Below are 13814 nucleotides of genomic sequence, written 5' to 3'. Positions count from 1 at the left end.
GCCCTGCGAGCCGCAATCAGGTGCCCGACCCCTCGGGTTCTCTCTCATCCATTGGATACGCAATGCCCAGCATCCTCCCAGCCGGCCTGCTCGCCCTGGCCGCACTGCACGCGCACGCCGCGACGCCCGACCTGAACGTCTACAACGGCAAGCCCGCCCCCGGCTGGCACGTCAGCGCCGCGCATTCCGAGGGCCAGGCCGTGCTGACGGGCCGCTCGATCACCGTGCCGCCCAACCCGAAGCAGCCGTCCGCCGTCGTGCGCGTCGCTGCCGTCAAGGCCGGCCAGCGCGACGCGCTGGTGCTGGACTTTCGCGACACCTGGTACGCCAGCCTGCGCATCGAAGGCGACGAGAACGACCGGGCCGGCGCGCGCGACCTGCGACCTTATGCACCGGATGGCGTGCTGGCCTTCGACCTGGACGTGCGCGCGATGAGCAAGGGCGGCATCCATATCCAGCTGGGCTGCGGCAAGGACTGCGAGCGCAAGGTGCCATACGTGCTGCAGTCGCGCGCGCAAGCCGGCAAGGGCTGGCGGCACCTCGAATTCGCACTGTCCTGCTTCATGCGCGCGGGCGACGATTTTTCGGCGATCCGCCGGCCGTTCTCGATCGAGGCCAACGGCTCCGGCGAGGTGGCCGTCGCCAACGTGCGCTTCCGGCAGCACGGCAAACCCAACGCCGGCTGCCCCGACTACCGCACGGTGTCCGTCACGCCGGAGCCGCTCAGCGAGCCCTGGTCGCTGGACTGGTGGCTGCCGCGCCACCAGCAGAAGCTGCAGGAAATCGCCGCGCGCCGCGCCAGCGGCACGCTGCCCGAGATCGTCTTCCTGGGCGACTCCATCACGCAGGGCTGGGAAAAGGAGGGCAAGGACGAGTGGGCGCGCCGCTACGCGCGCTACCATGCTCTGAACCTGGGCTATAGCGGCGACCGCACCGAAAACATCCTGTGGCGGCTCCAGCATGGCGAGGTGGACGGCCTGGCGCCCAAGGTCGTGGTGCTGATGGCCGGCACCAACAACACGGGGCACCGCCAGGAAGACCCGCGCACGACCGCCGCCGGCCTGGAACGCATCGTGGCCGAGCTGCGCCAGCGGCTGCCGGAATCGAAGGTGCTGGTACTGGGCATCTTCCCGCGCGACGCCCGGCCGGACAGCCGCCAGCGCCGCATCAACGACGACATCAACCGCATCATCGCCGGCCTGGCCGACCACCGCCACGTGTTCTACCACGACGTCTCGCCTGCGTTCCTGGACGCGCATGGCGTGCTGCCAAAGGACGTGATGCCGGACCTGCTGCACCCGAACGCGCGCGGCTACGCGCTGTGGGGCGAGGCGATGGAACCCGTGCTGCAACGACTGCTGGCCAGTCAGCGCCGGGATGGCGTGGTCGCACCGTGACGGCACGGCTGCTCGCGGCGGCCGCCGTGCTGGCGGCGGCGCAGGCGTGCGCGGCACCCGACCTGACCCTGCGCTACGACCGCCCCGCCGCCGCGACGGCCGAAGGCTGGGAGCGCGAGGCCCTGCCGGTCGGGAATGGCCGCATCGGCGCGATGGTGTTCGGCCAGCCGGGCCGCGAGCAGCTGGCGTTCAACGACATCACCTTGTGGACCGGCGACGAGAAGACCATGGGCGCGTTCCAGCCGTTCGGCGACCTGTACGTCGAGCTGCCCGGCCACGAGCACGCCACCGACTATCGCCGCACGCTGGACCTGGGACGCGCGCTGCACACGGTCACGTACACGCACGCCGGCGTGCGCTACACGCGCGAAGTGCTGGCCAGCCATCCGGCGGACGTGATCGCCGTGCGCCTGACGGCCGACCGCCCCGGCGCCCAGAGTGGCATGGTGCGCCTGACCGACATGCACGGCGCCCATGTGCGCGTGGCAGGCGACCGCCTCTACGCCACCGGCTCGCTGGCCGGCTTCGTCGTCACGCCGGAACTGGGCAACCAATGGACGCCGGCGCATCAGCCGCCATCCGCCAATGCGATGGACTACGCCAGCCAGGTGCAGGTGCTGCACCAAGGCGGCAAGGTGACGATGGAGCAAGCCGCCATCCGCTTCGAAGGCTGCGACAGCGTCACCCTGGTGCTGGGCGCCGGCACCAGCTACGTGCCGGACGCCGCGCGCCGCTTCCAGGGCGAACATCCGCTGGCACGCGTGACGGCCCAGGTGACGCGGGCGGCGGCGCAAGGCTGGCAAGCGCTGCAGGCCGCGCACGAGCGCGACCATCGCGCGCTGTTCGGGCGCGTCGCCCTCGATGTCGGCGCCAGCGCGCCCGAGCGCCGCGCGCTCAGCACGGACCGCCGCATCGAAGCCTATACGGCACAGGGCCAGGACCCGGAACTGGAGGCGCAACTGTTCCAGTATGGCCGCTACCTGCTGATCGCCAGCTCGCGCGGGCCGCTGCCGGCCAACCTGCAGGGCCTGTGGAACAACAGCCTGACGCCGCCGTGGAACGCCGACTACCACACCAACATCAACATCCAGATGAACTACTGGCCGGCGGAGACGGCCAACCTGTCCGAGCTGGCGCAGCCCCTGTTCGGCTTCGTGCAGGCGCTGGTACCGGCCTATCGCCAACTGGTGGCCGACAGCGCGCGCCACGGTCCGCCGCCGTCGAACGCGGGCGACGCCAGCCAGCCAGCGGAAGCCGAGCCGGTCGAGTCGTTCCGGCGCGCCGACGGCCGGCCCGTGCGCGGCTGGACGGTCCGGACGGAATCGAACCCGTTCGGCTACACGGGCTACCGCTGGAACAAGACAGCCAATGCCTGGTACGCGCAGCACTTCTGGGAACATTACGCTTTCACCCAGGACCGGGCGTTCCTGCGCACCACGGCCTACCCGCTGATGAAGGAAGTGAGCCGGTTCTGGCTGGACTACCTGAAGCGCCTGCCGGATGGCCGGCTGGTGGCGCCGAATGGCTGGTCGCCCGAGCACGGCCCCGTCGAGGATGGCGTGGCCTACGACCAGCAACTGGTGTGGGACCTGTTCGACAACACGGCGCGGGCGGCGCGCATCCTGGGCGACATTGCCTTCGCGCGCCAAGTGGCGGCGGCACGCGATCGCCTGGCCGGTCCGCGTGTCGGCAGCTGGGGCCAGTTGCTGGAATGGCTGGAGGAGAAGCACGACCCGGTGCTGGATACGCCAACGGACACGCACCGCCACGTGTCGCACCTGTTCGGCGTGTTCCCGGGCCGGCAGATCACGCCGCTCGGCACGCCGGCGCTGGCCGCGGCCGCGCGCAAGTCGCTGGCTGCGCGCGGCGACGCCGGCACGGGCTGGTCGATGGCATGGAAGATGGCGTTCTGGGCCCGCCTGCACGACGGCGAACGCGCCTACACGATGCTGCGCGGGCTGCTGGCCAAGCCCGGTGTGCGCGCTGCCGCGCAGGCGTCGCAGGGTACGGAGCACAACAACGCTGGCGGCGTGTATCCGAACCTGCTGGACGCGCACCCGCCGTTCCAGATCGACGGCAATTTCGGCGCCACGGCGGCGATCGTCGAGATGCTGCTGCAATCGCATGACGGCGCCATCGACCTGCTGCCGGCGCTGCCGCCGGCGTGGCCGGATGGCGCGGTACGCGGCTTGCGCGCACGGGGTGGCTACGAGGTCGATATCGCGTGGGCGGGTGGCCAGCTGACGGCGGCGACGATCCGGGCGGTGGCCGGCGGTCCACGCACCGTACTGGTTCGCCACGCCGGCAAGGCCACGCGGCTGCGGGTAACGCCGGGGAACGCTGCATTGCTGCCGGTGATGAAAACCAGGGTCAGTCCCTGGAGGGACAGACCCTGAGCCCGAGACGCCAGTGAGACGGCTGGCGAGGATCCCCCGGCGCATCAAGGCTTGGGGTCTGTCCCCGCAGGGGACTGACCCCGGTTTTCATCGACGGCAGCCCGAGTCCAAGCCCGGTGAAATATCGTTTCGAGCTTTGGTGATTTTCGCAATTGCCCCATGCAAGCCGCGAACACACAATGTTGCGCACAACAGCAGGTTCGTCACGAATAAAACGAGGAGACGCTTTGAAACAGTTCAAGCTGACCGCGATCGCGCTGGCTGCCGCGCAGATCGCCATGATGTCGTCGCAGGGCGCCCATGCCCAGGCCGGCCAGGCGGCCGATGCCCCCGTCACCGTCGTCGTCACGGGCCAGCGCGGCTCGATCGAGTCGGCGCAGAAGATCAAGCAGGATTCCGACGAGATCGTCGACTCGATCGTGGCCGAGGACATCGGCAAGCTGCCCGACCGCTCCGTCACCGAGGTGCTGCAGCGCGTGGTCGGCGTGACGATCGACCGCACCATGAGCCGCGGCGACCCGGAACACTATTCGGTGGAAGGCTCGGGCGTGTCGATTCGCGGCCTGTCGCTGGTGCGTTCGGAGCTGAACGGACGCGACTCGTTCTCCGCCAACGGCGGCCGCTCGCTCAATTTCGAAGACGTGCCGCCCGAACTGATGGCGGGCCTGGATGTCTACAAGAACCCGTCCGCCGAGCAAATCGAGGGCGGCATCGGTGGCCTCGTGAACCTGCGCACGGCGCTGCCGTTCGACTTCAAGGGCGCCAAGGTCGGCATCTCGGCCCAGTCGACGTATTCGGAACTGCGGAAGGGCAAATGGTCGCCGTCCGGCTCGGCGCTGCTGTCGAACCGCTGGAAGACCGGCATCGGCGAGATCGGCGCGCTGGTGGACTACGCCTACTCCGAGAGCGGCACCCGCACGGATGGCTTCCAGGTCGAGCCGTACTACCCGCGCAACGACATCGAGCCGGGCAAGACGGTGTGGGTGCCGAAAGGCACGCAATGGCGCACCCTGAACTTCGACCGCAAGCGCCAGGGCCTGTACGGCGCGCTGCAGTGGAAGGCCAACGCCGACCTGCGCTCGCACCTGACGTACTTCAAGTCGAAGTACGAGATGCAGTGGGACGAGCAGGCGCTGTTCGCCGCGTCCAACCCCTACAATATCGGCCTGCGGCCGGGCGCCACCTACAGCCCGTCCGGGGCGCTGCTGACCGGCACGATGTTCGACCGCGTCGACCCTGGCATCAACTTCGGCGACGACACCCGCATCGCCACCCGCAAGTCGGACACCACCGACATCTCGTGGAACGTGACGTGGCGTGCCAATGAGCGCTGGTCGTTCACCTCCGACCTGCAGCGCATCAAGGCAAAGACGCGCGGGCTGGACTCCACCGTGGCCACGGGCGTGCTGATGCCGGAACAGCAGATCGACCTGTCCGGCAATGTGCCGAACCTGGTCTTCACCGATGCCCAGCGCGCCTACCTGGCCAATCCGAACAGCTACTACTGGGCCTTCACGCAGGAGCACCTCGACCGCAGCGACGCCAGCTCGAAGGCGTGGAAGGGCGACGCCAAGTACACCTTCGACCATCCATTCCTGCGCGACCTGCGCTTCGGCGTGCGCTTTGCCAAACGCGACTCCGTCAACGAGACCTCGAACCCCGACTACAACTGGTCGCCGATCTCGCAGACCTGGCAGCTCGGTAACAATATCGACAACCTGGCCTGGCTGGCCGACCCGCGCTTCTCGGGCGCCACGCACCTGACCACGTTCCCCAACTTCTTCAACGGCAAGGCGAACGTGCCATCGCTCGTGTTCCCGGATACCTCGTGGGCCACCGGCTTCCCGGGTTCGTACGCGGCGCTGCACGAGTTCCACAACATCCTGTGCGCCGAGCGCGCCGCGCGCACCGGCCAGGCACAGAACTGCGCCACCTGGAGCCCGGCCAAGTTCGGCGGCAACCCCTCCGGCATCAACGAGCAGTCGGAGAAAACGAAGGCGCTGTTCGGCCAGCTGCGCTTCGGCTTCGACGACTGGAAGTATCCGGTCGACGGCAACGTGGGCGTGCGCTACGTGAAGACGGAGATGGAGGCGCGCGGCTATACGGTGTTCACGCCGCCGTCGGTCACGGTCCCGCCGGGGAACACCGTGCCGGGACCTGCCGTGCCGGTGATTCCCGCCTTCTCCGCGGACCAGCAATACGAGAACTCGTACCACAACGTGCTGCCCAGCCTGAACCTGCGCATGAAGGCGCGCGACGACCTGCAGTTCCGCTTCGCGCTGTCGAAAGCCATCTCGCGGCCCGACTTCAAGGACCTGCAGGGCTACGCCACGCTGACGCAGGACGTCAAGCTGACCAACTTCCCGCTGGAGAACCGCACCGTCGTCAACAGCATGACCCTGACGGGCGAGGGCAAGGGCAATCCGCTGCTGCGCCCTACCACGGCCACGCAGGTGGACCTGACGGCCGAGTGGTACTTCGGCCGTTCCAATTCGCTGACGGTCGCAGTGTTCAACAAGCGGCTGAAGGACGTCATCGTCCAGCAAACCTATGACTACCAGATCCCGGACGTCAACGGCACGATGCAGAACTTCACGGTCACGGGGCCGGTGAACGGCGCCAGCGGCCGCGCCACCGGCGTGGAGATCGCCTACCAGCAGTACTTCGACAAGCTGCCCGGCGCGCTGTCCGGCCTCGGGGTGCAGGTCAACTACACTTTCGTGGACAGCAATACGAAGCCGTACCGCCCCACCTTCTCGCCTTACTGCTCGGGCGGCAACACGGCGGCCAACCTGAACCTGAACCAGAACGGCTGCGACACGGACGGCCGCGGTTTCGGCAACCTGCCGCTGCAATACCTGTCGCGCAACTCGTACAACCTCGCCCTCCTGTACGACAAGGGGCCGTGGTCGGCGCGCCTGGCCTGGAGCTGGCGCTCGAAGAACCTGCAGGGGCTGAACGTCAACGGCACCCGCGGTGGCGACGGCACCGACACCAATCCCGCCAGCCCGACCTTCGGCCAGCGCAATGTCGGCTGGGCGCTGCCGCTGTGGTCCGACGCCTATGGCCAGCTCGATGGCTCGCTGTCGTACCAGCTCGACGAGCGCACCTCGCTGGGCGTGGAAGCACAGAACCTGACGGACGCCAAGGCCAAGCAGCTGATGCAGCAAGGGATCGGCATGATGGGACGGGCCTGGTTCGTGTCCGGCCGGCGCTATACGGCACAACTGCGCTATGCTTTCTGAGATGCGTATGAAAACGTTTTCTAAACTGATTGCCGCGGCCGCGCTGGCGGCTGCGTTCCAGGCCGCGGCGGTGGAGCTGCCCCGTCTCGTCACGCAGGACGGTCGCCACGCGTTGCTGGTCGACGGCGCGCCCTACCTGATGCTGGGCGCGCAGGCGCACAACTCCAGCAACTACGTGGCGGCGCTGCCCAAGGTCTGGGCCGCGCTGGCGGACGCCAACGCCAACACGCTGGAGATTCCGGTGGCGTGGGAGCAGATCGAGCCGGCCGAGGGCAAATTCGACTTCGGCTACGTCGACACCCTGGTACAGCAGGCGCGCGAACGCAACGTGCGCCTGGTGCTGCTGTGGTTCGGCACCTGGAAGAACACGGGGCCCAGCTACGTGCCGGAATGGGTCAAGTTCGACAACGCGCGCTTCCCGCGCATGCTCGACCAGCAGGGCAAGCCGATCTACTGCCTGTCGCCGCACGGGACCGAGACGCTGAAGGCCGACCGCAACGCGTTCGTGCGGCTGATGACACACCTGAAGCAGATCGACGGCGACCGTCATACCGTGATCATGGTGCAGGTGCAGAACGAGGTCGGCACCTACGGCTACGCGCGCGACTACAGCCCGGCGGGCCAGAAGGCCTTTGCCGGCGCGGTGCCGGCTGCGGTGCTGAAGCAGCAGAAGTCACCCGTGCAGGGCGCCGCCAGCGGTACCTGGCAGCAGGTATACGGCGACTACGCCGAGCAGTACTTCCACACCTGGGCCATCGCCAGCTACATCGAGGAGATCGCCAAGGCCGGGCGCGCCGTGTACGACCTGCCGATGTTCGTCAACAACGCGCTGCGTGATCCGGTCGAGCCGCTGGCGCCGTGGCGGAAGAACTTCGCCAGCGGCGGACCGACCTACGACGTGATCGGCATCTACAAGGCCGCCGCGCCGCACATCGACGTGGCGGGGCCGGATATCTATGAGCCGGCCTCGCCCAAGGTAATGGCCACGCTGGACAAGTTCCAGCGCCCGGACAACGCGCTGTTCGTGCCGGAGATCGGCAATTCCACCGTCTATCCGCGCTACGCGTTCGCCGTGCTGGGACGGGGCGGCATCGGCTTCGCGCCGTTCGGCATCGATTACGCCGACTACAGCAATTTCCCGCTGGGCTCCAAGGCGACGGATCGCACGATGGTGGCCCCGTTCGGCACGATCTTCGGCGCGTTCCGGCCGATGGCGCGGCAGTGGGCACAGTGGGCGTTCGAGGGACGCACGCGCGGCGTGGCCGAGGGCGACGATCGCGCCCCGCAAACCATCGCGCTGCGCGGCTGGAAGGCCACGGTGTCGTTCCGCGAGTGGCAGTTCGGCGAGGCCCAGTATTTCAAGCACATCCAGGACAAGCCGGCCGGCACCGAGGCGCCGAACGGCGGCGTGGCCGTCGCCCAGGTCGGCGACAACGAATTCATCGTCGTCGGCCAGCACGCCCGTATCAAGTTCGAGGGCGCCGGCGCCAATGCCGGCAAGCCGTCGATGTATGCGCGCGTGGAGGAGGGCCAGTTCGACAGCCAGGGCCGCTGGGTCATGGAGCGCAACTGGAATGGCGACCAGACCGACTACGGCCTCAATTTCATGGCACGCCCGGCGGTGCTGCGCGTGAAACTGGGCACTTATTAAAACAGGGGACAACAGACAATGCAGATGAAGACGATCAGCCTGGCCTGCGCGACGCTCGCGCTGGCCTGCGGCCCGGCCTGGGCCGGCACCTTCCAGCAGACGGCCAGCGGCGTGACGGTGCTGCCGGATGGCGGCGCGGCGAAGGAAATCCGGCTGGAACTCATGGCCGACCATATCGTCCACGTCGTCAAGGTGGACCAGGCCGGCAAGCAGCTGACACCGTCCATGATGACGGTGGCGCAGCCGTGCGCCTGCGCGTTCACGGTAAAGAAGGCGGGCAATGACGTGGTGCTGGCGGCCAAGAGCGTCGTTGCCACGGTCTCGCTGGCGGATGGGCAGGTGCGCTTCGCCGATCCGAAGGGCGGCGTGTTCCTGCGCCAGGCCAGTGAAAGCATCGCACCCGTCACCCTGGGCGGCAAGCCCTTCGTCACGGTGAAGCAGGGCTTCAACCACGGCACGAAGGATGCCTTCTACGGCACCGGCCAGCACCAGAACGGCCAGATGAACCTGAACGGCGAGGACGTGCTGCTGCAGCAGCATAATATGGACATCGCCGTGCCGTTTGTCGTCTCGGACAAGAACTACGGCGTCCTGTGGGACAACAACGGCATCTCGCGCTTCGGCGACGCGCGACCCTACGGGCCGATGAAGCGCGACCTGCGGCTGGCGGACGCGGACGGCAAGCCGGGCGCGCTGACGGCACGCTACTACGTGGACGGCAAGCTGGCGCTGACGCGGCGCGAGGATGACCTGCGCTACCAGTACCTGAAGGACGTGGCCGAGTTCTGGCCGAAGGAGCTGGGTCCGCTGAAGTCGCTGAAGAACGTGCGCGTGGTATGGGAAGGCACGCTGGCCTCGTCCAAGCCCGGCCGCCACAAGATGCAGCTGTATTCGTCCGACTACGCTACCTTGAGCATCGACGGCAAGCAGGTGCTGGACGTCTGGCGCCAGGGCTGGAACCCGTGGTATCACAACTTCGAGGTGGACTTCGCGTCCGACAAGCCGGTCAAGTTCCACCTGGACTGGAAGCCGGAGAACGGCATGATCGCCGTCACGCACAACGATCCGCTGCCGGCGCCGGAGCGCCATTCGCTGACCTTGTCTTCCGAGGTGGCCGAGGCCATCAACTACTACGTGATCCGCGCCACCAGCATGGACGGCGTGATCGGCGGCTACCGCCAGCTGACGGGCGAGCAGCCGATGATGCCGAAATGGGCGTTCGGCTTCTGGCAGTCGCGCCAGCGCTACGAAACGCAGCAGCAGCTGCTGGACACGGTGAAACAGTACCGCCAGCGCGGCTGGCCGCTGGATAACATCGTGCAGGACTGGTTCTACTGGCCGGAAAACGGCTGGGGCTCGCACGACTTCGACAAGGCGCGCTTCCCGGACCCGAAAGGCATGGTGGACGAAGTGCACCGCCAGAATGCCCACATCATGTTCTCGATCTGGGGCAAGTTCTACGCCGATACGGACAACTACAAGGAGCTGCAGGCGGCCGGCGGCATGTGGACGAAAAACGTCGAGAACGGCGACCTCGATTGGGTCGGCCCGGGCTACAAGAACAGCCACTACGATCCATACACGCAAAAGGCGCGCGACATCTACTACCGCCAGATGAAAACCAAGCTGGTGGAACTGGGCATCGACGCCTGGTGGATGGACAACACCGAGCCGGACGTGCTGTCGAACTCGCGCCTGGAGGATTTCAAGCAGCTGATCGGCCCGACCGTGTACGGCCCCGGCGAGGTCACGTTCAATACGTACAGCCTGGCGCACACGCAGGGCTTTTACGAACACCTGAAGCGCGATCAGCCGGACAAGCGCCAGTTCATCCTGTCGCGTTCCGGTTTCGCCGGTGTGCAGCGCAACGCTGTCGCCATCTGGAGCGGCGACACGGTGGGGCGCTGGAACAACCTGTACGACCAGATCTCGGCCGGCGTGCAAGCCTCGCTGTCCGGCCTGCCGATGTGGACGCACGATATCGGCGGCTATGCGCAGGAGACCCGCTTCCAGACGGGCGAGCTGGGCTCCGCCCAGGAAAACCGCCGCATCGATGGCAGCCAGGCCAAGCCCGAGGACGTGCGCGAGTGGCAGGAGATGAACCTGCGCTGGTTCCAGTTCGGCGCGTTCTCGCCGCTGTTCCGCTCGCACGGCGAAGTGGTCAAGCGCGAGATCTACAACCTGGCGCCGGAAGGCTCGGCCACGCGCGAATCGATGGTGGACTACCTGAAGCTGCGCTATCGGCTGATGCCGTATATCTACGCGACGGCGTCGGACACGCACTTCAACTACGGCTCCATCATGCGCGGCCTGGTGATGGACTTCGCGCACGACGACAAGGTCAAGGACATCCGCGACCAGTACCTGTTCGGCCGTTCCATGCTGGTGGCGCCCGTCTATTCCTATGGCGCACGCCAGCGCAGCGTCTACCTGCCCAAGGGCGCCGCCTGGTACGACTGGTTCACCGGCGCGCGCCATGAGGGGGGCCGCACCATCACCGTGGCCGCGCCGGAAACGCGCATGCCGCTGCTGGTCAGGGCCGGCGCCATCGTGCCCATGGGGCCCGTGACCCAGTACGTGGACGAGAAACCGGATGCGCCGCTGACCCTGAAGGTCTACACGGGCGCGGACGGGCAATTCAGCCTGTACGAGGACGATGGCGTATCGGAAGGCTACCGGCGCGGCGAGTTCTCGCGCATCGCGCTGCGCTGGGATGAACGCAGCCGCACGCTGTCGATCGGCGCGCGCGAGGGCCAGTACCCGGGCATGGTGGCGCGGCGCACGTTCCGCGTCCACTTCGTCAAGCCGGGCGTGTCGTCCAGCGCCACGCTGGACGCGGCCGACAAGGAAATCAACTACGACGGCCAGGCCGTCAGTGTGAAACTGTGAGGACAGCACGGATGAGGAAACGTATCGTATGCGTGCTGGCGGCGCTGTGCGCCGCCGGCGCACAAGGTCAGGTCGAGGCCCAGCCGGCCGACCCGGCGCAACGCGCCAGGGCGACCGTGGCGCAGATGACCCAGGAGGAGAAGCTGAAACTGGTGTTCGGCTACTTTTCGACGGACTTCAACGGCGTGGCCCGGCCCAAGGAGGGCATCAACTACACGGCCGGCTTCATTCACGGCGTGGAGCGACTGAAGATTCCACCGCAGCACCAGACCGACGCCGGCATCGGCGTGGCCACCCAGCCGTCGCCCGAGCCGCGCGGCCGCACTGCGCTGCCTTCCGGCCTGGCCACGGCCGCCACGTGGAACCGCCAGCTGGCCTACCAGGCCGGCGCGATGATCGGCAAGGAGGCCAGGCTGTCCGGCCACAACGTGTTGCTGGCCGGTTCCGTCAACCTGATGCGCGAACCCCGCAATGGCCGCAATTTCGAGTACGGCGGCGAGGACCCGCTGCTGGCCGGCACCATGACGGGCGAGCAGATTCGCGGCATCCAGTCGAACGGCATCGTCTCGACCTTGAAGCATTTCGCCTTCAACGACCAGGAAACCAACCGCACGACGATCGACGTCAAGGTGGGCGACGCGGCCGGCCGCATGTCCGACCTGCTGGCGCTGCAGATCGCCATCGAGGTTGGCGATCCTGGCTCGGTGATGTGCTCCTACAACCTGGTCAACGGGGTCTACGCCTGCGAGAGCGACTACCTGCTGAACCGGGTGCTCAAGCGCGACTGGGGCTATCGAGGGTATGTGATGTCCGACTGGGGCGCCGTGCATTCGACCATCCCGGCGGCGCTGGCGGGGCTGGACCAGCAGTCCGGCTGGCCGTTCGACGCCTCGCCCTATTTCGGCCCGGCGCTGCGCGAGGCGGTGGACAACGGCCACGTGCCGCAGGCGCGACTGGACGATATGGTCACCCGCATCCTGTGGGCGATGTACGCCAATGGCCTGATGGACCAGCCGGTACCGGTGGTGGAGCCGGACAAGATCGACTTCGCCGCGCACGCGCAGGTCACCCGGCGCGGTGCGGAGGAGGGCATCGTACTGCTGAAGAACGCCGGCGGCGTGTTGCCGCTGGCATCGCAGGTCCGCAAGATCGCGGTCATCGGCGGCCATGCCGACGTGGGCGTGCTGTCGGGCGGCGGCGCCGCGCAGGTGCATCCGGTCGGCGGCAGCGCCGTCAAGGGCGAGGGTCCGCAGAGCTTCCCCGGCCCGATCGTCTGGTATCCGTCCTCGCCGTTGAAGGCGCTGGCGGCACGCACGCGGGCCGAGCTGACCTACCACGACGGCAAGGACGTGGCGGCCGCGGCCCGGCTGGCCGCGCAGAGCGACGTGGCCATCGTATTCGGCACGCAGTGGACGGCGGAGAGCTTCGACGTGCCGTCGCTGGCGTTGCCGGACAACCAGGACACGCTGGTGGACGCGGTGGCCAGCGCCAACCGCCGCACCGTCGTCGTCCTCGAGACGGGCGGCCCGGTGACGATGCCATGGGTGGACAAGGCGGCCGCCGTGCTGGCGGCCTGGTATCCCGGCACGGCCGGCGGCGAGGCCATCGCGCGCGTGCTGACGGGCGAGGTGGATGCCGCCGGCCGCCTGCCGGCCACGTTCGCCCGCGACGAGTCGCAGCTGCCGCGCCCGAAAGTCGATGGTGACCCCAGCAGCAAGACCGGCCGCTTCAAGACCGACTACGACATCGAGGGCGCGGCCGTCGGGTACAAGTGGTTCGAGAAGACCGGGCGCAAGCCGCTGTTCGCGTTCGGGCACGGCTTGTCCTACACCACGTTCGCGTTCGACGGCCTGGTGGCGCGGCCGGCCGCCGGCGGCCAGGTCAAGGTGGACTTCGCGGTGAAGAACACGGGTACGCGCGCGGGCTGGGCGGTACCGCAGGTGTACGCGGCGGCCGGCAAGGCAGCGGGCTGGGAGGCCCCGCGCCGCCTGGCCGGCTGGGACAAGCTGCTGCTGCAGCCGGGCGAACGCCGGCAGGTCAGCGTGACGGTGCCGGCGCGCATGCTGGCCGTGTATTCGACCAAGGCGGGGGCATGGAAAGTCGCGCCGGGCCAGTACACGTTCACCTTGGCCACGGCGTCCGATGCGCCGGTGGGGCAGGCCAGCGTGCGGCTGGGCGCGGCGACGATCCCGGTGACGCTGCAGCCGGCGCGCTGAGGTCCTGGCCGCGCCGGCCG

6 protein-coding genes are annotated in these 13814 nt (G+C 68.0%); all 6 read left to right on the top strand.

Going from position 1 to position 13814, the window contains the following annotated elements:
* Nucleotides 1-62: 62 nt before the first annotated feature.
* The 6 genes from E7V67_016995 to E7V67_016970 all read left to right on the top strand — a co-directional run bounded on the left by E7V67_016995 (nucleotide 63) and on the right by E7V67_016970 (nucleotide 13794).
* The gene (locus tag E7V67_016995; GenBank protein ID WUR11408.1) at nucleotides 63-1397 is read left to right on the top strand and encodes a GDSL-type esterase/lipase family protein; all 1335 of its coding nucleotides are present in this window, start codon (nucleotides 63-65) and stop codon (nucleotides 1395-1397) included.
* Entirely contained in the window at nucleotides 1394-3793 is a 2400-nt protein-coding gene (locus tag E7V67_016990; protein WUR11407.1) for a glycoside hydrolase family 95 protein, read from the top strand. The genes E7V67_016995 and E7V67_016990 overlap by 4 nt, the downstream gene beginning before the upstream one ends.
* Before the next feature lie 227 nt (nucleotides 3794-4020).
* Nucleotides 4021-7038: a TonB-dependent receptor gene (locus tag E7V67_016985; protein ID WUR11406.1), complete on the top strand. Its 3018-nt coding sequence runs from the start codon at nucleotides 4021-4023 to the stop codon at nucleotides 7036-7038.
* Nucleotides 7039-7045: 7 nt separating this feature from the next.
* Nucleotides 7046-8689 (top strand): DUF5597 domain-containing protein, encoded by a 1644-nt coding sequence (locus E7V67_016980; protein WUR11405.1) that lies wholly within the window; start codon nucleotides 7046-7048, stop codon nucleotides 8687-8689.
* Nucleotides 8690-8713: 24 nt separating this feature from the next.
* Nucleotides 8714-11578, top strand: coding sequence for a glycoside hydrolase family 31 protein (locus E7V67_016975; protein ID WUR11404.1), 2865 nt, complete (start codon nucleotides 8714-8716; stop codon nucleotides 11576-11578).
* Nucleotides 11579-11589: 11 nt separating this feature from the next.
* Nucleotides 11590-13794, top strand: a complete 2205-nt coding sequence (locus tag E7V67_016970; protein ID WUR11403.1) for a beta-glucosidase — start codon at nucleotides 11590-11592, stop codon at nucleotides 13792-13794.
* Nucleotides 13795-13814 lie beyond the last annotated feature (20 nt).

The sequence above is a fragment of the [Empedobacter] haloabium genome (assembly GCA_008011715.2).
GTDB classification, from domain to species: Bacteria; Pseudomonadota; Gammaproteobacteria; order Burkholderiales; family Burkholderiaceae_D; genus Rugamonas; species Rugamonas haloabia.
This window is presented reverse-complemented; position numbering and strand designations above follow the sequence as displayed.